Source organism: Trichlorobacter lovleyi (assembly GCF_015239775.1).
Classification (GTDB): Bacteria; Desulfobacterota; Desulfuromonadia; order Geobacterales; family Pseudopelobacteraceae; genus Trichlorobacter; species Trichlorobacter lovleyi_B.
The window spans coordinates 3257736-3279456 of record NZ_CP058409.1; the positions used below are offsets into that span (position 1 = coordinate 3257736).

Sequence of the window (21721 nt, forward strand, 5' to 3'; positions counted from 1 at the left end):
AGCAATCTCCCGGCTGTTTTTTTATTTCCTAAGTTTCAGCTAAGTATTGCTTGCTACGGTGTCACCAGATCATCTCACCAAGGAACAACAACCATGAAAACACTTACCAAAACCGCACTGCTGATTACTGTTCTTGCCGCTGTCGGGACTGCTGCACGCTACCTGTCACGTCAGTTTCAACAGAGCAGGGTTTAAGCCGGGAAACGCCATGGAAAGCCTGAACCTCCAGCTCTTTCTGCTGATAAATGCGCCGGCACACCCCGATCCGTTGACTCTGGCCCTTGCCAAAGGTCTGGCCGAAGGGGTCATCTGGTTGGTGCCGCTGTTCTTAACCGTTGGCTGGCTCTGGGGTACGGAACAGCATCGCCATAGTATGCTGGAGGCTACAGCAGCCGGGCTTGGCGCGCTGGCGCTCAATCAGATGATCGCTCTGGTCTGGCAGCATCCGCGGCCGTTCATGCTCGGTCTGGGACACACCTACCTGCTGCATGCCCCTGATTCATCATTTCCCAGTGATCATTTGACCCTGCTGTGGTCGGTGGCCTTCAGCCTTTGCTATCATAGGAGTTTTCGTTATCTGGGCATGCTGCTGGCCCTGTTGGGACTGCCGGTGGCCTGGTCGCGTGTCTATCTGGGTGTCCATTTTCCGCTGGATATGCTGGGTGCTGTAGTAACTGCCGAAATCAGCTCCTGGACGCTGCGCCGTGCTGCACCGTTACTCCTGTTCTACTGCTATCAGCCGTTGCAGACAGTGTATCACAACCTGACCGGGCCGCTGATACGGCGTGGCTGGATAGCTGAATAACCATCACTTGAAAGGAGAATAGAGATGCCAACAGCAACCGAGACAACCATGCGTCAGCTTTGGAATAAAGTGCCGGAAGTTACTATCTTCTTCTGGATTATCAAAATACTTGCCACCACAGTCGGAGAAACCGCAGCCGACTTTCTGAACTTCAACCTGCATTTTGGGCTGACCGGCACTTCAGCGGTCATGGCGCTACTGCTTGCTGTCTTCATGGTGCTGCAAGTGCGGGCCAAGGCCTACATCCCCTGGCTCTATTGGATCACCGTAGTGCTGATCAGCATCGTCGGCACCCTGGTGACGGACAACCTTGTGGATAACCTGGGGGTATCACTGGGAACCACCACCGCTGTTTTCAGTGTAGCGTTGCTGACCACGTTTATCGTCTGGTACGCCTTTGAGAAGACCCTCTCGATCCATTCGATCTTTACGGTCCGGCGAGAGCTGTTCTACTGGGCAGCGATCCTGTTTACCTTTGCCTTGGGTACTGCAGCTGGTGACCTGACCGCTGAAGGCCTGAAACTTGGATACGCCCACTCCGCCTTGCTGTTCGGGGCCCTGATCGTAGCGGTCACGGCAGTCTTCTATCTGTTAAAAGGGAACGCCATCACCTGCTTCTGGGCCGCCTACATCCTGACCCGTCCGCTGGGCGCCTCCTGCGGTGATCTGTTGGCGCAAAGCCCTCCCGATGGTGGGCTGGGGCTGGGAACCGTGGCCACTAGCGGCCTGTTTCTGGCAGCCATCGCTGGACTGGTGATCTATCTGAGTGCTACCCGCCGTGACCTGGAACCGGTGACAACAGCACAGGGAGAAAACGTTTTAACTCAGTAGCACCCACACGAGACGCAGGGCGGATCGGACCGGTGAGGCGCCGCCGCAGCTTCAACATAACACCTTATAAAGGAGGTGAAACCAATGACCATCCAACCAGTAGCAAATAACACCGCAGCAACCCAGGCTCAGCAGACACAGCAGGCACAACCTGAGCAAACACAGGAAACCGCACAGACTGCCAAAGCAGCTACGGCTGCAAAAGCTAAAGCTGACAGCGTTACCATCTCAAAGCAGGCAATGCTGATGAACTCACCTGGCTACAGTGCATCAGAAGAAGCAACGGAAAGTCCGGCAGCCAAGGCTGCTGAAAAAACCAAAGGTCAACGCTAGACAGGGACGAAAGACAGCAAAACCTTTTTCATATACAGGAGTCGCACAGCGTTGCGACGGCGCCTCACCGGCCCGAAAATGGTATAAGGAGCAACACGATGATAAACGTAAAAGCGGAGGAACAACTCATCAAGGTACCGGCAGTCGCGCTGGTCTTTTGGCTTATAAAGATAGCGGCAACCACTCTGGGAGAGACCGGTGGGGATGCTGTTTCCATGTCGATGCAGCTGGGTTACCTGCTCAGTACCGGCATCTTTGCCGTACTGTTTGCCGTTGCCGTCACCGCCCAGGTCTCGGCCAAACGCTATCAGCCGCTTTTATACTGGAGCACCATCATTGCCACCACCACGGTCGGCACCACCCTAGCTGATTTTGCCGACCGCTCCCTGGGGATCGGCTACGCCGGCGGCAGTTCACTACTGTTCCTGCTGTTGCTTGGCTCGCTCTTTGTCTGGCACCGCAGCATGGGTTCGATCTCGGTGGATACGATATACACTAAAAAAGCTGAGCTGTTCTACTGGGTCACCATCATGTTCTCACAGACCCTGGGCACGGCCCTGGGTGACTGGACAGCAGACAGCGCCGGGTTGGGCTATACCAAGGGCGCTCTGGTCTTCGGCATGCTGCTGGTTGTCATCGTGGCAGCCTACTACTGGACCAGTATCTCACGCACCACCTTATTCTGGGCCGCCTTTATCCTGACCCGCCCGCTGGGGGCTGTGGTTGGTGATCTGTTGGACAAGCCGGTCAGTGCCGGTGGACTGGCGCTCAGCCGCTATTCAGCCTCAGCCGTGCTGCTGGCGTTCATTCTGATCAGCCTGTTTGCCTTACCGCAACGGGCAGCAGAGAAACAACATTGAACCATTCACGGGTATGGCGGGAGGTCTGGCTTGTCCTGGCAGTGCTGGTGGCTGGGACAGCCCTGATCGCCGCAACCGGCGCCGACCTGACGGTTGCCTCCCACTTTTACCGGTCTGGAGGTTGGCCGACAGGAGAACAGTTCCCCTGGAAGCTGCTCTACCGCCTTGACCGTTATCCTGCCCTGGCTGTTGCAATTTTCGGTCTCTTTGCAGCCTGCTACAGCTATTACAGACCAGACTGGCGTGTTTGGCGGCGGCAGGGGGCCTTTCTGGTACTGCTGCTGGCATTGGGTCCGGGGCTGCTGGTCAATGCCACCTTCAAAGACCATTGGGGGCGGCCTCGTCCACGTGAACTGGTCCAGTTTGGCGGCACAAAGGCCTTTATGCAACCCTGGCAACCTAGAATCAACGGCGATGGACGCTCCTTTCCCTGCGGCCACGGCTCGGCAGCCTTTTATCTGGCAGCCCCCTATTTCATCTATCGCAGACGTAAACCGCGTGTAGCACAACGCTGGCTGTTTGGTGGCATGACATTTGGTCTGTTGATGAGCTATGCCAGGCTTGCCCAAGGGGGCCATTTCCTGAGTGATATTCTCTGGGCATGGGGTATAGTATGGTTGAGCGCTCTGGCATTGGCTGCGTTTCTGCTGCCTGACCAGGAAAGCGAAACAAACAGCTGTTGCGCATTACAGCAATGAGGTCACCTTGATGCCCCATGACCAGCAGAACAGACCGGTTTCCCGACTGCCAGCCGGCGTCTGGATCCTTGGTTTTGTCAGTATGCTGATGGACATCTCTTCCGAGATGATTCACAGCCTGCTGCCGTTGTTCATGGCCCAGGTACTTGGTGCGGGAGCCTTCTCCATCGGCCTTGTTGAAGGAGTCGCCGAATCGACCGCCCTGATCGTCAAGATATTTTCCGGTGTCGTGAGCGACTGGCTTGGCAGACGCAAACTGCTCGCTGTACTGGGCTATGCCTTGGGTACCATCACCAAGCCGTTTTTCGCTCTAGCGCCATCGCTGACGGTTGTTCTGGCAGCCCGTTTCTTCGACCGGATCGGCAAAGGGATTCGAGGTGCCCCGCGTGACGCACTAGTGGCCGACATGACACCGGCCTCGCTGCGTGGCGCTGCCTTTGGTCTGCGGCAGTCCCTTGACACGGTTGGCGCCTTTCTCGGGCCGCTTACGGCAGTTGCTCTGATGCTGGCCTGGAACAACAACTTCAGGGCGGTATTCTGGGTTGCCGTGATTCCGGGATGCCTTGCGGTTGGACTGCTGGTGTTCGGCCTGCGTGAGCCGCACGGCGGCACTGCACCCGACAAACGCAGCAACCCGATCAAAAAAGAAAACCTGCGGCGTTTAAGCAAGCGTTACTGGTGGGTAGTCGTTATTGGTGCAATCTTTACCCTGGCGCGTTTCAGCGAAGCCTTTCTGGTCCTACGTGCAAGCCAGACCGGCATGCCGCTGGCCTTTACCCCGCTGGTCATGGTGGCGATGAACCTGGTCTATGCGGTCTCCGCCTATCCGTGTGGACGGCTTTCTGATCGCATGAGTCACGCAAAGCTGCTGGGAATCGGTCTGCTCGTCCTGATTGCCGCAGACATCATCCTGGCCCTTGACGCCCATTGGGGCTTTGTGCTAACCGGCGTTGCATTCTGGGGCATGCATATGGGGATAACCCAGGGATTGCTCGCTACCATGGTCGCAGACACGGCCCCGCCTGATCTGTATGGCACCGCATATGGCTTTTTTAATCTGGTAAGCGGCATTGCCATGCTGGTTGCCAGCGCAGTGGCCGGCTTGGTGTGGCAGAAGATCGGCGCTCCGGCAACCTTTCTGACAGGGGCATTATTTTGCGGCGTGGCACTGTTCATACTGCTTGCCCGGCAAACAGATGCAAAGCTTACGGCAAGGGCACAGGGATGATTTTATGCGTATCCTCTTGATTGAAGATGACCTGATGATTGGTGAGGCCGTATCTCAGGCGCTGAAGGATGCCGCCTATGCGGTGGACTGGGTGCAGGATGGCATCTCAGCCTCTGACTCCCTGGAGACCGGCGAGTATGAACTGGTCGTACTGGATCTGGGGTTGCCTAAACAGGACGGCTTGCTGGTGTTGCAGCGGATGCGGGCGGACGGTAGTGCCACGCCGGTATTGATTGTCACGGCCCGAGATGCTGTCGAAGACCGGATTCGCGGTCTCGACTTCGGTGCCGACGATTATCTGGTCAAGCCGTTTGCCGTTGGTGAGTTGCTGGCCAGAATGCGGGCTGTTGTCCGGCGCAAGGCCGGCAGCGGCAGCCCCTTGCTGAGTAACGGCCTGCTGACCCTTGATCCAACCACCAAAGAAGCAACCTATGGCGAACGACGCTGTCGTCTGAGCGCTCGGGAGTTTTCCTTGCTGCAAGCATTATTACTACGACCCGGCACCATCCTGTCCCGTGATGAACTGGAAACTCGCATCTACGGCTGGAATGAAGAGGTGGAAAGCAACGCAGTTGAATTTCTTATTCACGCTGTCAGAAAAAAACTGGGAAGTGACGTTATCCGAAATGTGCGAGGAATAGGATGGATGGTAGACCGCAACCAATAAACAGATCTCTGCAGCGCAGGCTGTTGTACTGGATCGCCGGGGTAACCATTGTCAGTAGTCTGGCAGCAGGGGGTGTTTCTTTTGTTCTTGCCTTTCGAGAAGCTCAGGAACTACAGGATGAGCAACTCCGTCAGGTCTCACTGCTTGTGGAACGTTCAGGCAAAGCATCAGATCTGCTGTTAGGACCAGTCGGGAACGTTGACCGTAACGATCCTGATGCGCAGATGATTATTTGCCAGTTAGGGGCAAATGCAAAGAATACCAGCCTTGAAAAACTGCCGATCAATCTGCCTGAAGGATTCCTGACCTTGAAGAGCAGGGGTGTAGACTGGCGTCTTTTCGTAAATACACTGCCTACTGGAGAGCGGATTGCTACTGCTCAAATGACCTCTGTTCGGAATGAGATAGCGAGAGACAGTGGTCTGCGTACGCTACTGCCGATACTGCTATTGGTTCCAACATTGGCTTTTCTCGCATCCTGGATTATCAGGCGGTCTTTGACCCCGATCGTTGTGTTGGCAGAACAGTTGGACCAGCGGCATGACGGCAATCTGTCTGAAATCTCTACGCAGGAGGTGCCCTCAGAAATAGAGCCGTTTGTAACTGCTATCAATCGCCTGATGCAGCGTATTGATGGTGCGCTGGCTCAGCAGCGTCGTTTCATTGCCGATGCTGCCCATGAACTACGCTCACCACTCACTGCAATGACCGTGCAGGCTGAAAACCTTGAACATACGCCCTTGTCAGCCGAGACATCAGCTCGTGTTCTACAGCTTAAAGCTGGTCTGGGGCGTACCACCAAGCTGCTTGAGCAATTGCTTAATCTCGCTCGGAGCCAAAACGGTAGTTCACAGGCCCAAGCTATCCGTTTTGATGAGCTGGTTCGGCACGAGATGGAAGAATATCTGCCGTTTGCCGTGTCCAAACAGATTGATTTTGGTAGCAAACGCTTTGAACCTACCCCTGTTATGGCACCACCGGAAGAGTTGCGCATGCTTGTGCGCAATGCCGTTGACAATGCCCTGCGCTACACACCACAGGGCGGGACGGTTGATGTGAGTATCTATCAGGAAAGCGGTCAGACCGTTTTTATGGTGGTGGATAGCGGCCCCGGCATTCCACCTGATGAGGCAGAACGGATCTTTGAACCATTTTACCGGGTTCTGGGAAGCAGAGAATCCGGTAGTGGCCTGGGGCTGGCTATTGTCCGAAGCATTGCCGAGCGCCTGGGAGGGACAGTTGAGCTGAGTAACCGAGCAGGTGGACTGGGGAGCCGATTCTGTTATCAGCAACCTTCTTGACTTAGCTCTGTTAGTACACATTACGCCGGTTTAAAACTATTTACATACGTGCTCGATTTCCGACCAAAATAGCCTTAATTGCAGTCACGAAAGCCGGCGAAAAAAGCTTATCACCATGGCTATTAGTAATCCCACCATCTTCACAAATTTTCATACCTTGCCGGGCAAGCCTTGACCCATTCAATCCCTTTTCCAAGGCAGATATCATTCTAGGCGACAGTCCGCATCCAACTTTAGTTCCAGTAACATCACCAAGCTTATCTTTAGCTATCATACTGTTTTTTTTAAGCTTCTGTTTTTCTCTATATCTTTTTTGACGTTCCCTGTGGAGCTGTTTCTCCCGCTCCTGTTTATTAAATTTGGAGTCCATTGGAATTAATTCTGTTTTTTTCTCAACGCTGCTACTGGTTGTGGCGATAGAATCAATTATATATTTTTTATAGAAGGCCACTTTGTTTATGTATGCGTCCTGTATGTTATACAGTTCCGCCTGAAAAGCCTCATCTCCATATTGAGTATAGACAGAAGGCAAGTACACTTTGCATCCAGCATAATCGATTGCTTTCCAGTCGGCGGCTGACAAAGAAGCAATTAGATCACGTTTCATTTCTGTATTTCCCTTTTTTTCTTGCAACCCGCTCAGGCGGCGCAATCCTTTCGACCACGAAACATTATGCCTGCCTTTTACAGCCAAGGCATATTCTTGCAAGAGATTTAAGTCTGAGTAATTATTCTTTAAAATAGCACTAGCGATGATCTCAAATATATTTCTTCCCTTATTTTTTTTATCATTTAGACCACAAAGATAGTAGCCTACTGTATTGTCAGATTCGAACAATTTGAAACTAGCTGAATGATCAAAACTAACATCTAGCCCTTGCTTAAGCATAGCCGTTAACCAAATGTTACTGACCTCCGACTCCTCCGGAACAGGCGATTCTGGCTTAAAAAACAGAAGCATATGAATGTGCGGATGCCATCCGTTTTTCCCGTGTAATATGTGGAGCACAGTAATTGCCCCATCGAGGCAATTGCTCAATTTCCGCCATGACCGTAATAGAAACATCTGTTTTTTTATTTTGCTCAACCTCAAAAACACTTCAGATAAACTTTCTCCGGAATCATGCGGTACGGTTAGGCTAAGCATTGCCCGCTGCCCTCCCCTGGCTTTACATGCCTCCTCCGCACATTTGATTTCGTAAACACTTACAGCCATTGCCTTCTCTGCGCAACTTGCACAAAACCACTTTAAATTACACCTGTACGCGCCTCCAAAATATGCACGGGACTCGGACTTATAAAGACTGAGTCCTGGCTTGAAGGTGCCACATATTGTTAACCGATTATTACCCACAATATTTGCCAACCGGCGAACCACCTCAGGTGACCTGAGAAGTGGCAATAAACCACGTATAGCCATCCTAGTACTCGCCGATTCCTAAAAAATTTAGCTCCTTTAATTATGATCATTGTTGTGTCCACAGCGGTTCGCCAGCTTCCAAGAACACACATTAAACGTACTCAAACAAGCACATATTCACTGTGATTTAAGACTGTTAGAAATATGACCGTTTAATATGCGGTGACGGTGGTGACGGTGGTGACGGTGGTGACGGTGGTGACGGTGGTGACGGTGGTGACGGTGGTGACGGTGGTGACGGTGGTGACGGTGGTGATGGTGGTGATGGTGGTGATGGTGGTGATGGTGGTGATGGTGGTGATGGTGGTGATGGTGGTGATGGGGGTGATGGGGGTGATGGGGGTGATGGGGGTGATGGGGGTGATGGGGGTGATGGGGGTGATGGGGGTGATGGGGGTGATGGGGGTGATGGGGGTGATGGGGGTGATGGTGGTGATGGTGGTGATGGGGGTGATGGGGGTGATGGGGGTGATGGGGGCGGGAAAACACTCTTGGTTCTGCAGCTTTATCTTGACTATCCCCTAGATATCTTACTATGTAGATTACCGATTTCAGAATCGAGATATGATTCAATTAAAGCTTTTTACGGTATTTTTGGCGGTACCAAGCTAGATGCAATACAAATAATTATTTATTATTATTTACTTACAGACCAATGTTATGGACACCCCCATAAGCCCCCGGATCAGCAAGATCCGAGGGCTTTTTACTAACCTCAAGAAATATCAACGACAACTGGGATCATCAAGGAAGTAAACTTTCCACGGACCGCTGGCATCTACCCCCTCTTTCCCCTTTTCACCTTTGTAAAGCGTTGTGTAGTCATTGGAACATTTCTGCCTAGCACCATTCTCGCTAACAATATAGATATCTGCCCCAATATTGTACCACCAACGACCGGTACTGCTGTCATTTTTGTATTCTGCATCTGTTGCTTTGACTGTTTCAACCTTAGTCTCTGGATGCAGTTCCAACCAGTAAGCGGCGATCATTTTTTTAAACTCATCCTTGGAGGGTGCCTGTTGAGCAGACGGAGCTACTGCTGACGATTGTCCTACCCCCATATCATCAAATACAAAACCTTTTCCTGATTTGCGATAGATCGCCGAGACACTGAAAACCCGTTGGCCGCTGGACTGTCGAACCGTCACCTTGGCCGGCACCCTGCAATAGCTGTTTTTGGCATAAAACTCCCATTTATCACCATGGGCATCAATTTTTGTCTGGCCGGTACTCTTAAGCTTGTCATAACTTGACGGTTCCCCATCCTGCACAATCGAGAGGATCTTTTCAGTAGGATATCCCTTTGCCCATGCCTTGCGAAGAGACATCTCGGCATCCTTCCAGGAAGCACAAGGCACTCCACCAGCCCATGCACTCAGGGGCACCAGCACCAAACAGCACAAAAAGACCAACAGTAGATTCATTTTTTTGGCGACCATTTTCCCTCCTTTAGACATTGTTAACATCCCAAATATTTTGTATGAAGTTACCATAGCATAGTTACAAAATTTTACAGCCTCCACTACCTAAAAATAATTAACGACCAGACACAGGAGCACCTCCATGAACGGAACGAACCCGCCTGATGCCACCATTCCAGTTTTCAGCACCATCTTTAGCCTGCCGGTTATTGTTGCTGCTCTGGGCTATTTTGTGGATATCTACGATCTGGTGCTGTTCAGCATTGTACGGGTTCCCAGCCTGAAGGCACTGGGGTTGTCCGGCAAGGGATTGGTTGATCAGGGAGTATTTTTGCTGAATATGCAGATGGTTGGCATGCTGTTGGGTGGCATTCTCTGGGGAGTGTTGGGGGACCGTAAAGGGCGACTTAAAATCATGTTCGGTTCAATATTCCTCTATTCAATGGCCAATTTTGCCAATGGTTTTGTTGATTCAATTGGTGCCTATGCCACCCTGCGCTTCATCGCCGGTGTTGGCTTGGCAGGCGAGCTTGGTGCAGGGATTACACTGGTCAGCGAGGTGCTGCACAAGACCGTGCGGGGCTACGGCACCATGATCGTTGCCTCGGTGGGGGTTTCCGGAGCTATTTTAGCCAACTTTGTGGCCAAGAATTTTGACTGGCGCAATGCCTTTATTATCGGCGGCATACTAGGACTCTGCCTGCTGGCCCTGCGTTTCGGGGTCGTTGAATCCGGCATGTTCAGCACCATGAAGGTGCAGGAGCAGGTCAGCAAGGGCAACTTCCTGTCGCTCTTTACCAGCCGTGATCGTTTTGGCCGTTTTCTGCACTCGATCCTGATCGGCCTGCCTTCCTGGTTTGTGGTGGGGGTGCTGATTACCTTTTCGCCTGAGTTTGCCAAACTGCTGGGAGTAACCGGGACAATATCAGCAGGCAATGCGGTGATGTACTGTTATCTGGGCCTGGTGGCTGGCGACCTGCTGAGCGGTATTCTGAGCCAATTGCTCAAAAGCCGTAAAAAGGTTGTGCTGTTGTTTTTGATCATCACCGCAGCAGCAGTTGTGATTTACTTTATGGCTGGTGGCGTCAGCGCTGAGGCATTTTACGGAATTTGCGGTCTGCTTGGGTTCGGTATCGGCTACTGGGCCATCTTTGTTACCATTGCTGCGGAGCAGTTCGGCACCAACCTGCGAGCCACGGTAGCCACCTCGGTTCCCAACTTTGTACGGGGGATGACCGTGCCGATCACCATGCTATTTCTGTATTTTCGCAACCATTTTGGCCTGCAGCAGGGGGCGATCATGGTTGGCTGCCTGACCATGGCGATCGCCCTGTTCTCACTCTGGCGGCTGGAGGAAACCTTTCACAAGGATCTGGACTACTTTGAGGAATTTCTTTGATTCCGATTCCAGATCAAGGTGCTATCGTCGTCGGCTCCTCAACGTACTGCTTGGTACGCCTGCGTCGCCTCCTCCTTGCCGCCTTGATTTCATCCTTGATCTGAAATCGGAACAGTCTTTCAAATGTTACCTTGTCAAAACGTAGATCACGGCACCGATTTCAGCCTGATACCGTCGTCAGACATGGAGATCAGCCCTTCGCGGTACAGCCCGCCCACCGCTTTTTTAAAGCTCTTCTTACTTACCTTCAGCAGCGCGGAGATAGACTCTGGGCTGCTTTTATCGTTTAAGGGCAGAAATCCGTCTGTGGCATTGGTCAGCGCAGCCAGGACCAGATCCCGATCAGTCTGCGCCTCCTGGGCGCCCCCCTTACGCAGAGTGATATCAATCTTGCCGCCGTCCCGGATCTTTTTCACATAGCCTCGCAGCTTTTCACCTGCCTTGGGCTTGGCATACAGTTCATTGCGAAACAGCATCCCGGCGTAGCGGTTATTAACCACCACCTTGGCCCCCAGATCCGTGTAGGCATAGATGAATAGATCCACCCCATCCCCTTCAGCCAGCGCAGCGTCGGCAGGCCTCAAAAACCGGTCCAGCCGGGCAGAGGCTGCAATCCTGCCACTGCTGTCCTGGTAGAGACAGACCAGTACCTGCTCCCCCTTTTTTACCGGGGCAAGCTGTTCACCAAAAGGGAGCAACAGGTCTTTGTCTAGCCCCCAATCCAGAAAGGAGCCGACCTTGGCGTTGGTGTCCTTAACCGTGAGTAGGGCAAATTCCCCCACCACAGCAAACGGCTTCTGCACCGTTGCCACCGGCCGATCCTCTGAATCAAGATAGACAAACACCTCCAGCTCGGTGCCGATCCTGGCACCTTCAGGGATAAACTTGCCCGGCAGTAGGATATCTCCTTCTTCTGAGGCTAAAAAAGCACCTGAAGGGGTAATTCTGGCTATTGTAAGGCGGCTGTACTGACCAATTAACGACATAGCGTCTCTCATTCCTTTGTTTGCAGGTTACGAAGGGATTGGGCAATTTCTTTGGACAGGGTTGCCAGTGCCCGGCTGTAGCCGGCTACCACAGCTTCATGGTCAGTTGAGCCAATCGGTTCAAGCAGCTTTGCACGACCGGTTAACGACTTCGCACCTTTTGCGCTGCGGATCTCCCATAATGCATCAACCACCACTCTGCTGCCTAGCAGCTCAAAACGCTGAAAATCCACAAACAGCCGATAGTCTGTACTGTTTGCAGCATGCTGAGGATAGGCAGATATCCGGGCACTGTTCATTAAACGAGAGATATTTTCTGCCAGCAAGCGCGGAATAGCCGACTTCAACGGTTCTGCCCAGCGATGGCTTTCCAGAATGGCAACCCGTGTCCCTGCATCAGGCACCACAAGTTGGGGTCGATCCACCAGCTCGGGCAATGTTACTGATGCAATGGCAATGCTGGGACCTTCCAGCTTGGGAGCTGTCACCTCTGTCACCAGCGGCGTCAAGGCATAAAAAGAGGTTTGGGGAGATCTTCCGCAACCGGCCAACATAAGCAGACCAGACAGGCCGCAAACCATAGTGACGAGTAACTGTTTGACACTCATCGCAGATCCTCCTTTTTGCCACGAAGCAGGGCTTCAGGATTACGCTCCAGATAATCACCCAGTACCCGCAACGACTGGGCAGCCCGCCCCAGTTCACGCAGGGTATCACGCAGGTCAACCTGAAGTGGTGCATCAGCCGACATGGTCTGTTTGACCTCTGCCAACGCCTTGTTGGCACCATCCAGGGTCTTGCGGACATCCTCCATCATCAGCCGTGTTTCCGGCACCACCGACGTATCAATATTCTTCAACAGCTTATCTGCGCTCTTCAGCGTAGCATCCAGAGACTGTACGGTCTTGCGAGCATCACCGGTCAGCTCCTCAAGGGGCATTTTTTCAAGCTTTTGAACGATCTTCATCAGAGAGGTTTGGAACTGCGCCATATTGCCACCAATGGTGGGTAGTAGGGCAGGATTTCGATTCCAGTTGATTCTGGCTGGTGCTGCTTCAGGAAAGAAATCAAGCGCCACATAGAGCTGACCTGTGAGCAGGCTGCCACTTTTCAGCTGTGCCCGAAAACCTTTTTTCACCATGGCATCCAGCAGCTTGTGGGAGTCTATGATTGATTTCTGGTCGGTGGATGCCTGGGAACGGGGCTTGATCCGCTCAGGATAGAACCGGATCTGGACCGCCATGGTCACATTTTTACTTGATGGATCCAGTTCAGCCTTGATTTTGGTGACTTCACCCACCGTGATGCCACGCAGGTCCACCGGTGCACCAACCGACAGGCCACGCACCGACTCTTTGAACACCAGCATATAATTTTCAACAATACTATCAGGACGTTTCAACGCTTCATCCTTGTTGCTGAACAGGGTAAAGCTCCTGCCCTGCTCAGCCTGGGGCGCCTCATCAAAATCATCAGGGGTCTGAAAGGCGATCCCTCCCATCACAATGGAGAGCAGTGATTCAGTATTAACCGTCATCCCATTAGCATCCAGCTTAAAATCAATGCCGCTGGCATGCCAGAAAAGGGTGCTGTTTCTCACAAACGCATCGTAGGGTGACCGCACAAAAACTCTTAACGTAACAGTCTCACCGTCCTTGTCCAGATCAGAAGAGACCACCTCTCCCACCTGCAGGTGCCGGTAGAAGAGAGGAGAACCGACACTGAGCGACCCAACATCAGTAGCGTGCAGCACAAATTGGCGGCCCGGCATATCCATGGTAACCACCGGTGGCGTCTCCAATCCGGTAAAGGCGGTCTTATCTTCCTTTGACTTACCCACATCCATACCGATATAAGACCCTGCAGTCAGGGTGCCCAGGCCAGAGATGCTGCTGCCGGTAATCCGGGGGCGCACCACCCAGAAACGGGTATCTGTCTTGAGAAAGCCTTCCGCTTCTTTAGCCAGATCTGCCGTAACCAGCACACTGGAACGATCCTTGGCAATGGTGATTGATCTGACCAGACCGATCTGGACATCCTTATACTTGATTTTAGTTTTGCCTGCCTCGATCCCCTCACCACTCTTGAAGCTGATGGTGATCACCGGCCCTTTCTCCACATAAGCCTTGACTGCCAGCGAAAGACCGACGATCAGCGCAACAATCGGGATGAGCCAAATCAGTTGTGATGAGCTGCGACGGCGACGATCAATAATGGCATCAGGAATGTCAGCCGGCTGCTCAGTCTGTTGATTAGTGGCTGTTTCACTCATAATTCTCTCTCTTTTCTCAGCGGGTCCCACATCAAACGCGGGTCAAACTCCATGGCGGCAAACATGGTTAATACCACTACCGCACCAAAGGCGATGGCTCCGGTACCAGCCCTGACGGTTGCAAACGACTGGATCTGTACCAGAGCAGCCAGTAGTGTTACCACAAAAATATCCAGCATGGACCAGCGGCCCACCAGCTCAACAATCCGGTAGAGCAGGATCCGGTGCTTAATTCCCCAGGTTGATCCACGCCGGACAGAGACAAGCAGCAGCGTCAAAACCACCAGCTTGAACAGCGGCACCAGAATACTGGCAATAAAGACGATCACGGCTATACCTGGATTACCGTTATGCCAGAGATGGATCACGCCGCTGAGGATGGTATCCTTGCGATAACTGATCAGGGTGCCGGTTTCCATCATAATCATCAGGTTTGCCGGAATATAGAGAATATATGCTGCGATCAGAAAAGCCCAGCAACGGTGCAGACTATCCGGTTTACGAAAGTGAAGCCGTGTAGTGCAACGAGGGCAGCGTGCCGCAAGATCATCCTGTTCCAGTTTGGACACCAGACCACAGACATGACAGGAGCAAAAGCCCTGACCTGCTGCTGACCTGCCGGGCCAGTCCATCTATACACCCTCCCTGCGCTGTTTCACGTCAAGGTGCGACCAGACATCCCGCGGATTAAACGATGAGGCCAGTGCTGCCAGCAGCAGGGTCAATCCACCGAAGGACCAGAGCGCCACTCCCGGTATAATCTTGAAATCCTGCACCAACTTGACCAACGAAACCAGGATTCCCAGCATAAATACCTCAATCATCCCCCATGGTTTAATGACCTGTAACAGCCGCATCACCTGACTGGTTCCTGGCAATAGATGCCCGCGGTACAAGGGCAGCAGCAGATAGAGCATCAAGCATAGCTCCAGGGCCGGTACGAAAATGGCGGTGACAAAAGTAAGGCTGGAGACCAACGGCATATCCTGATTCCAGAGGTCGTGGACTGCCTGCAGCAGGGTGACTGCATTACCGTTGCCCTGCAGATTAATCCCTAGAATAGGAAAGGAGTTGGCAATCAGATACAGGATGGCAGCAGCCAGGGTGAGCGCCAGACTGCGGTTAACACTGTCGGGAAGATTCCGGTACAGCGTTGCACCACAACAGTGGCAACAGGCAGACCGGCCTGGAGGCAATGGAATTTCACGCAGCAGCAGATCACATTCCGGGCAGGCTATCAATGTTGTATGGGGTGCAGGCATAGAAAAAAACTATAAACGACCGCCAGAGAAAGTCAATCAGTCGTAGCGCTCTGCATAGTGCGCTTGAACGGCTTTTTTGTGGCACGAATACAGTTGATAATGCTATAGTGCCGCCGTTTCCAGATCTGCGAGGTATATACCATGAACAATCGTTTTCTTGATGCCTGTTGGGGCAAACCGGTGGACCGCACCCCGGTCTGGTTGATGCGTCAGGCTGGCCGTTATCTGCCCGAGTATATGGCTGTCCGCTCACGCTGCAGCTTTCTTGAACTGTGCAAGACTCCTGAGCTGGCTGCTGAGGTTACTATTCAGCCGGTTGATATTCTGGGGGTGGATGCTGCCATCCTGTTCTCGGACATCCTGACCCCGGTGGAGCCAATGGGACTGAAGCTGGACTTCGTACCAGGGCCGGTCTTTGAAAATCCGGTTCGCAGCATGGCTGATGTGGAGAAGCTGCGTATTCCTGACCCTGAGAACGACGTTCCCTATGTGCTACAGGCGATCAAGATCCTGCGCAAGGAACTGGCTGGCAAGGTACCACTGATCGGTTTTGGTGGTGCACCGTTCACTCTGGCCTGCTACATGGTGGAAGGCAAAGGCTCCAAAGATTGGGCCACCATCAAACGGATGATGTATGCCGCGCCTGAGGTCTATGCCGCCCTGATGGAAAAGGTGACCATGATGGATATGGAATACCTGAATGCCCAGATCAAGGCCGGTGCCCAGGCAATCCAGATCTTTGACACCTGGGGCGGGGTGCTTTCACCCACCGACTATGAAAAATATGTTCTGCCCTACACCACAAAACTGATCAACGGCCTGAATCGCAAGGAAACACCGGTCATCCATTTTGTGAAAGGTTCCGGCACCATGCTGCCTGTTGTACAAAAGGCCGGCGGCGATGTCATGGGTCTAGACTGGCATATCAATCTTGGCACTGCCCGCGATACTCTGGGACCAGAGATGGCAGTACAGGGCAACCTTGACCCCACCACACTCTATGCCCCCCATGCCGTCATTGAACAGGAAGTTAAACGGGTGCTGGATGAAAACGCCGGCCGCCCGGGCCACATCTTTAACCTGGGCCATGGCATTCTGCCCACCGTACCGCCAGAAAACGCCAAGTTTATGGTTGACTGCGTACACAGACTTTCACAGAGGTAAGCGCCCATGTCCGTTTCCATGAAGAATATCGTACTGTTTGTGACTGACCTGCAAAAGGCTAAGACCTTCTATGCAGATCTGCTGGGACTACCCCTGGCCGGTGAGAGTCAGATGATGATGGAATTTTTCCCCGGCTCCGCTACCACCCTTGGTATTGCACTGGCGCTGCAGGATGATGCCAAGGTGCTGGTTGGACGTTATACCGGCATTTCACTGAATGTAAAGGGAATTGACAAGCTCTGTGAGCGCCTGAAAGCTGGCGGTGCAACCTTTATTGAACCGTTGGAAGAGTCCCCCTGGGGCAAGATGGCGGTAGTGGCAGATCCGGACGGTAACCAGTTTGCCCTGGTAGAAATGCCTAAATGATCACCGTCGATTGCCAGTTGCTGGATCAGTTGACCGAAAAGGCAAGAACGTCTCCTCGCCTGCGGATGAATCACAACTTTCATCCCGCCAATGAATCTGCCTGCCATCGTCTGCTGAATGCCATTGAGCCTGGCTCATATATCCGCCCCCATTGCCACCTTGACTCGGAAAAGGATGAAACCTTTGTCCTACTGAGAGGGCGGTTGGGGGTGATCTGTTTTGACGCTTCCGGTAACGTAACTGAAACGGCACTACTGGTTGCAGGCACTGACCAGACAGTTATCACGATTCCCCACGGGATCTTTCATACTGCTGCCAGCCTTGTACCTGGCACGATCTTTTTTGAGGCCAAGGCAGGCCCTTATATCCCCTTTACTCAGGCAGAGGTCGCTTCCTGGGCTCCCTCAGACACAGATTCCAGCTCAACTGCCTACCTGCAACAGCTATGCGCCCTTTTCAACTCACCCTGATTATTCTTATACTGTTTGTCAGTACCACTACGGTTCTGGCTACCCCTAAAATGCGCCCTTACAGCGGTATCGGCGTATTGCAGATCTCCTCTGTTGGTGTGACTGATGCAATTCGACTTTATAGCGATCCAGGCATTGGACGTTGCTGTAAAGTTGAAACAACGGCCATCAAGGAACTGAACGGCTGGCTTTTTGGGGAAGAGCTATCCCCTTCGCTGCTCGTAACCGCCCGCAAGGGTGACTGGCTTGAGGTGGAACATGATGACGCCGGTAGAAGCGGCTGGATCATGCAGGAACGCCGCTGGATCTACACCCCGTGGGAACAGTACCTGAAAGGCAAACTGGCGCTATTTCTTCGCAATAGCCCCAAAAAAATGACTCAGGTGCTGCCGCGGCCCGGGGCAGCAGAAGGCACCCCGCTTAAACCAAAACAGCCGATGAAGATTATTCTGGCGCAAGGTGACTGGGCATATGTCCTGCTTGACCAGAACAGTGCCGGCTGGATCAGATGGCGCGACAGTGATGGACGCCTGCTGGTCGGTTTCGATGTCCCCCTGGCCAAATAATCCGTTGACGCCCTGTGGCTGCACGTGCTAAGAATACCATTTATGAATTCTAAGATTACTTTCATCGTAGCAGCACGAGCTATCATCGCCGCGGCAAACGCAGCCGCGGAGATCACTGCTGCCCGCTGATCGTTTCGACACACCCGTTACTGAACAGCCGTAGGCATGCAGCCTGCGGCTGTTTTCGTTTTAATCGCCATAACGTGCTAAAGGAGAAAGCAAATCATGCGTGTGCAACTTGTGCCAGCAGGAACCGGTGAACTGACCTATGAAATCAGGAACATCGTCAACGTTGCTGAAAAGCTGCAGAAATGCGGCGTAAGCATCAACTGGGAAAACATCGGCGACCCGATTGTCAAGGGGGAACAGATCCCGAGCTGGATGAAAGAAATCGTCTCAGCTGCGGTGATGGACAACGAGACCTGGGGCTACTGCCACACCCGCGGCGTGCTGAAGACCCGTGAGTTCATCTGCGCGACCACCAACAAGCGTGGCGGGGCACAGATCACCCCGGACGATATCATTTTTTTCAATGGCCTGGGGGATGCCATTGCCAAGCTTTACGGTTGCTTGACCCCGGAGGCCCGCGTCCTGATGCCTTCTCCTTCGTATACGACCCACACCCTGGGTGAAATCGGACATGCCAATGCCCCTTCCCTGCACTTCCGGCTCGACCCGGAAAACGGCTGGCGCCCTGACCTGAATGAACTACGCAGCCAGGTTGAGAACAACCCCTCGGTCTGCGCTATCATGATCATCAACCCCGACAACCCGACCGGCATGGTATACAGCAAAGAACTGCTCCAGCAGATTGTGGCCGTTGCCAGGGAGTTTGGACTCTTCATCATTGCCGATGAAGTCTACAATAACATTGTCTACAACGGTGAGCAGACCGTACCGATCAGTGATGTGATTGGCGACGTCCCGGCCATCTCCCTGAAAGGTATTTCCAAGGAGTTCCCCTGGCCCGGCTCACGTTGTGGCTGGATTGAGGTCTATAACGGCGAAAGCGATGAGCAGTTTCGCAAGTACATCAACCTGATTCTGACCAGCAAGATGAACGAAGTCTGCTCCACCACGCTGCCCCAGACCGTCATCCCGGCCATTATGCAGCACCCCCAGTACCAGATCTACCTCAAGGAACGGATCAGCCTGTACGAGAAGTCCAGTAACATCACCTACAACTATCTGAAAGAGGTGCCTGAACTGTTGGTCAACCGCACCAACGGTGCCTTTTACATGGCTGTTGCCTTCAAGGAAGGGATGCTGAACAACAAGCAGTCACTGCCTATTGAAAACCAGGAAGTGCGTGAGCTGGTGGAATCGCTGGTTAACCAGCCGGGGGTCTCAGCGGATAAGCGTTTTGTGTATTATACGCTGGCAGCAACCGGTATCTGCACCGTGCCGCTTTCGTCTTTTGCCACCAGCCTGCAGGGCTTCAGGGTTACCTTGCTTGAACGCGACCCGCTTGAAACGGAGCAGATCTACAGAACACTGGCCAGCAAAATCAAGGAATATCTGGCATCATAAACACGCAAGGGGAGGCCTCACAGGCCTCCCCTTTTTAATGCTCGCTCAGCGATGTCGCTGGGATGTTTTTTTATGGTGTTTCAGCAGCTGCTGCTGTTTTATAACCCCAACCGGCAACCGGAGGCTTTGCCTGATCTGCTGCGCCCGTTCCTCGACAGCCTGACGTTTCCGCTCTCGTTCTGCCTGCAGCACCTCAAGCTCCTGCCTGATTTTCAGTTGTCGCCGGTATTCACGCTCCTGCCTCTTCTGATCCTCCTGCAGCGCCTTGTTCATGGTATCTCCCATGATCAGCACCAACACCAGCGCAATCATCCCCCAAAAGACATAGGCCTGAGGAAAGACAAAAAGGATTTCATTCAAGGCAAGCAGGCAGGCCTTCAGTACCCCAATGAACAGCTCCAGGCATAACAGGAAGAGCTCTTTGGCTGCAGCACAAAAATCGACCAGAAACTCGAATACTGACATGCAAGCCCTCTCTTGAGCGTTCCCCCGCCATCCTCTCAGCCAGGCAGCTATCCTTGATCAAGCAACGTCACACACAGCAAAACCATTCAAAACAGAAAAGCCCGCGAATGATCGCGGGCTTCTGTGCTCAACCGGACAGTGTCCGGGATTTTGTTTGGCGTCCCCAGCCGGATTTGAACCGGCGTCGCCGCCGTGAAAGGGCGGTGTCCTGGGCCGGGCTAGACGATGGGGACGCATGATGGTGAGCCGCGTTGGGATCGAACCAACGACCACCTGATTAAAAGTCAGGTGCTCTACCATCTGAGCTAGCGGCTCAAAGGAATCTCTATTTACAACAGAAAGCGTGACGATGTCAATATTTTTTATTCACCAAACGGATTTTTTATCATCATGGTCTGATCGCGACGGGGACCAACCGAGACCATCACGATCGGACAACCCGCCAACTCTTCCAGTCGCTTGACATATTTCTTAGCATTTTCAGGCAGTTGATCGTATGACCGGACACCGGTAATATCAACCTGCCAGCCCGGCAACTCTTCATAGACCGGCTCACAATTTTCAAAGGTTTCCAGCTTTGCCGGCAGGGTTTCAAGCTCCTGGCCTTCAAAACGATACCCGGTACAAACTTTAATTGTCTCAAAATCGCTGAGCACATCCAGCTTAGTCAGGGCAATACCGGTCAGTCCATTAATACGCACCGCATAACGGATCACCATGGCATCGAACCAGCCGCAACGACGTGGACGCCCCGTTGTTGCGCCGAACTCGCCACCGACCTGGCGCAATTTTTCACCGGTTTCATCCAGCAGCTCCGTAGGGAACGGGCCACTGCCCACGCGGGTCACGTATGCCTTTGAAATCCCCACCACCTCATGGATTTCGCGGGGAGAAACACCGGTACCGGTTGCAGCACCACCAGCACAGGTGGAAGAAGAGGTAACAAACGGATAGGTACCATGATCAACGTCCAGCAAGGTGCCCTGGGCTCCTTCAAAAAGCAGCTTTTTACCGGCAGCAACTGATTTTGACAGCACCAGTGAGGTATCGGCCATATACTTTTTCAGAATTTCGGCAAAATCCTGATAGGTACGATAAATCTCATTATACCCCAGAGGCTCTTCACCGAGCCGTTCCAGGATGGCATTTTTCTCTTCAAGGTTCTCACGCAGTTTACGACTGAACGCCACCGGATCAATCAAGTCCATCAACCGGATACCACGGCGACCGATCTTGTCTTCATAGCAAGGCCCGATGCCGCGACCAGTGGTGCCGATCTTCTTGTCGCCGCTCTTGGCCTCGCGGGCAATATCAATCGCCTTGTGATACGGCATAATAATATGCAGAGACTCGGACAACAGCAAAGCGCTGTCATCCTGCAGACGGCCTGCCGCCTGCAGGCGCTTGACTTCCATGATAAACACTTCAGGATCAAGCACCACACCGTTACCAATCACACAACGCTTGCCGGCATGCAGCACCCCAGAAGGGATCAGGTGCAACACCACTTTCTCTTCGCCAACCACCAGTGTATGCCCGGCGTTGTTCCCGCCCTGATAGCGGACAATCTCGTCTGCATACTCGGTATAGATATCAACGACCTTACCCTTGCCCTCATCGCCCCACTGGGCACCAACCACCACTACGTTTGCCATTGTCCATGTACTCCCGAAT

The 21721-nt window shown here is 52.9% G+C and carries 24 protein-coding genes and 2 tRNA genes; 15 read left to right on the plus strand and 11 right to left on the minus strand.

The window, feature by feature from the left end:
• The first annotated feature begins 208 nt into the window (after positions 1 to 208).
• From FY034_RS15115 to FY034_RS15150, 8 genes are all read left to right on the plus strand, one after another.
• The gene (locus tag FY034_RS15115; RefSeq protein ID WP_265551993.1) at positions 209 to 805 is read left to right on the plus strand and encodes an undecaprenyl-diphosphatase; all 597 of its coding nucleotides are present in this window, start codon (positions 209 to 211) and stop codon (positions 803 to 805) included.
• 24 nt (positions 806 to 829) lie between these two features.
• Complete coding sequence (locus FY034_RS15120) at positions 830 to 1636, plus strand: hypothetical protein (RefSeq protein ID WP_265551995.1); 807 nt, start codon at positions 830 to 832, stop codon at positions 1634 to 1636.
• 84 nt (positions 1637 to 1720) lie between these two features.
• Positions 1721 to 1969 carry a hypothetical protein gene (locus FY034_RS15125; protein WP_265551997.1) on the plus strand — a complete coding sequence of 83 codons (249 nt, stop codon included), beginning with the start codon at positions 1721 to 1723 and terminating at the stop codon, positions 1967 to 1969.
• A 98-nt stretch (positions 1970 to 2067) separates the two neighbouring features.
• Positions 2068 to 2829, plus strand: coding sequence for a hypothetical protein (locus tag FY034_RS15130; protein ID WP_265552001.1), 762 nt, complete (start codon positions 2068 to 2070; stop codon positions 2827 to 2829).
• A complete protein-coding gene (locus tag FY034_RS15135; RefSeq protein WP_265552004.1) occupies positions 2826 to 3527 on the plus strand; it encodes a phosphatase PAP2 family protein in 702 nt (233 codons plus the stop codon). Before FY034_RS15130 ends, FY034_RS15135 begins: the two co-directional genes overlap by 4 nt.
• 10 nt (positions 3528 to 3537) lie before the next feature.
• A complete protein-coding gene (locus FY034_RS15140) occupies positions 3538 to 4755 on the plus strand; it encodes an MFS transporter (protein ID WP_265552007.1) in 1218 nt (405 codons plus the stop codon).
• A 4-nt stretch (positions 4756 to 4759) separates the two neighbouring features.
• Positions 4760 to 5422 carry a response regulator gene (locus FY034_RS15145; protein WP_265552010.1) on the plus strand — a complete coding sequence of 221 codons (663 nt, stop codon included), beginning with the start codon at positions 4760 to 4762 and terminating at the stop codon, positions 5420 to 5422.
• Entirely contained in the window at positions 5398 to 6723 is a 1326-nt protein-coding gene (locus FY034_RS15150) for an ATP-binding protein (RefSeq protein WP_265552012.1), read from the plus strand. Before FY034_RS15145 ends, FY034_RS15150 begins: the two co-directional genes overlap by 25 nt.
• A 40-nt stretch (positions 6724 to 6763) precedes the next feature.
• On the opposite strand, the gene FY034_RS15155 is transcribed toward FY034_RS15150, so the two are convergent.
• A complete protein-coding gene (locus tag FY034_RS15155) occupies positions 6764 to 7939 on the minus strand; it encodes a hypothetical protein (RefSeq protein ID WP_265552014.1) in 1176 nt (391 codons plus the stop codon).
• A gap of 375 nt (positions 7940 to 8314) precedes the next feature.
• Here FY034_RS15155 and FY034_RS15160 point away from each other — a divergent pair, with 375 nt between their 5' ends.
• Complete coding sequence (locus FY034_RS15160; RefSeq protein WP_265552016.1) at positions 8315 to 8668, plus strand: hypothetical protein; 354 nt, start codon at positions 8315 to 8317, stop codon at positions 8666 to 8668.
• Positions 8669 to 8868: 200 nt separating this feature from the next.
• On the opposite strand, the gene FY034_RS15165 is transcribed toward FY034_RS15160, so the two are convergent.
• Positions 8869 to 9585, minus strand: a complete 717-nt coding sequence (locus FY034_RS15165; RefSeq protein ID WP_265552019.1) for a hypothetical protein — start codon at positions 9583 to 9585, stop codon at positions 8869 to 8871.
• Between the two features lie 124 nt (positions 9586 to 9709).
• On the opposite strand from FY034_RS15165, the gene FY034_RS15170 reads away from it, so the two are divergent.
• The gene (locus tag FY034_RS15170; protein ID WP_265552021.1) at positions 9710 to 10966 is read left to right on the plus strand and encodes an MFS transporter; all 1257 of its coding nucleotides are present in this window, start codon (positions 9710 to 9712) and stop codon (positions 10964 to 10966) included.
• Between the two features lie 146 nt (positions 10967 to 11112).
• Here the strand turns inward: FY034_RS15170 and FY034_RS15175 are convergent, their stop codons facing one another.
• From FY034_RS15175 to FY034_RS15195, 5 genes are read right to left on the minus strand one after another with little or no spacing between them, the layout of a single operon-like run.
• Complete coding sequence (locus tag FY034_RS15175; protein WP_265552023.1) at positions 11113 to 11952, minus strand: S1 RNA-binding domain-containing protein; 840 nt, start codon at positions 11950 to 11952, stop codon at positions 11113 to 11115.
• A gap of 8 nt (positions 11953 to 11960) precedes the next feature.
• Positions 11961 to 12560 carry a PqiC family protein gene (locus FY034_RS15180; protein WP_265552025.1) on the minus strand — a complete coding sequence of 200 codons (600 nt, stop codon included), beginning with the start codon at positions 12558 to 12560 and terminating at the stop codon, positions 11961 to 11963.
• Complete coding sequence (locus FY034_RS15185; protein WP_265552026.1) at positions 12557 to 14224, minus strand: intermembrane transport protein PqiB; 1668 nt, start codon at positions 14222 to 14224, stop codon at positions 12557 to 12559. The genes FY034_RS15180 and FY034_RS15185 overlap by 4 nt, the downstream gene beginning before the upstream one ends.
• Positions 14221 to 14856 (minus strand): paraquat-inducible protein A, encoded by a 636-nt coding sequence (locus tag FY034_RS15190; protein WP_265552028.1) that lies wholly within the window; start codon positions 14854 to 14856, stop codon positions 14221 to 14223. Before FY034_RS15190 ends, FY034_RS15185 begins: the two co-directional genes overlap by 4 nt.
• A complete protein-coding gene (locus tag FY034_RS15195; RefSeq protein ID WP_265552030.1) occupies positions 14857 to 15486 on the minus strand; it encodes a paraquat-inducible protein A in 630 nt (209 codons plus the stop codon).
• A gap of 141 nt (positions 15487 to 15627) precedes the next feature.
• On the opposite strand from FY034_RS15195, the gene hemE reads away from it, so the two are divergent.
• The 5 genes from hemE to FY034_RS15220 all read left to right on the plus strand — a co-directional run bounded on the left by hemE (position 15628) and on the right by FY034_RS15220 (position 19582).
• Entirely contained in the window at positions 15628 to 16650 is a 1023-nt protein-coding gene (hemE, locus tag FY034_RS15200; RefSeq protein ID WP_265552031.1) for a uroporphyrinogen decarboxylase, read from the plus strand.
• Positions 16651 to 16656: 6 nt separating this feature from the next.
• Positions 16657 to 17016, plus strand: coding sequence for a VOC family protein (locus FY034_RS15205; RefSeq protein ID WP_265552033.1), 360 nt, complete (start codon positions 16657 to 16659; stop codon positions 17014 to 17016).
• On the plus strand, positions 17013 to 17486 hold the full coding sequence (locus tag FY034_RS15210; protein ID WP_265552034.1) for a WbuC family cupin fold metalloprotein: 474 nt from the start codon (positions 17013 to 17015) through the stop codon (positions 17484 to 17486). The genes FY034_RS15205 and FY034_RS15210 overlap by 4 nt, the downstream gene beginning before the upstream one ends.
• A complete protein-coding gene (locus FY034_RS15215) occupies positions 17462 to 18052 on the plus strand; it encodes a hypothetical protein (protein WP_265552036.1) in 591 nt (196 codons plus the stop codon). The genes FY034_RS15210 and FY034_RS15215 overlap by 25 nt, the downstream gene beginning before the upstream one ends.
• 225 nt (positions 18053 to 18277) lie before the next feature.
• Positions 18278 to 19582 carry a pyridoxal phosphate-dependent aminotransferase gene (locus tag FY034_RS15220; protein WP_265552038.1) on the plus strand — a complete coding sequence of 435 codons (1305 nt, stop codon included), beginning with the start codon at positions 18278 to 18280 and terminating at the stop codon, positions 19580 to 19582.
• Positions 19583 to 19627: 45 nt separating this feature from the next.
• Here the strand turns inward: FY034_RS15220 and FY034_RS15225 are convergent, their stop codons facing one another.
• From FY034_RS15225 to FY034_RS15240, 4 genes are all read right to left on the minus strand, one after another.
• Positions 19628 to 20047 (minus strand): hypothetical protein, encoded by a 420-nt coding sequence (locus FY034_RS15225; protein ID WP_265552039.1) that lies wholly within the window; start codon positions 20045 to 20047, stop codon positions 19628 to 19630.
• A 155-nt stretch (positions 20048 to 20202) separates the two neighbouring features.
• A tRNA-Glu gene (locus tag FY034_RS15230) sits at positions 20203 to 20280 on the minus strand.
• 6 nt (positions 20281 to 20286) lie between these two features.
• A tRNA-Lys gene (locus FY034_RS15235) sits at positions 20287 to 20362 on the minus strand.
• 47 nt (positions 20363 to 20409) lie between these two features.
• Positions 20410 to 21702 (minus strand): adenylosuccinate synthase, encoded by a 1293-nt coding sequence (locus tag FY034_RS15240; RefSeq protein ID WP_265552041.1) that lies wholly within the window; start codon positions 21700 to 21702, stop codon positions 20410 to 20412.
• Positions 21703 to 21721 lie beyond the last annotated feature (19 nt).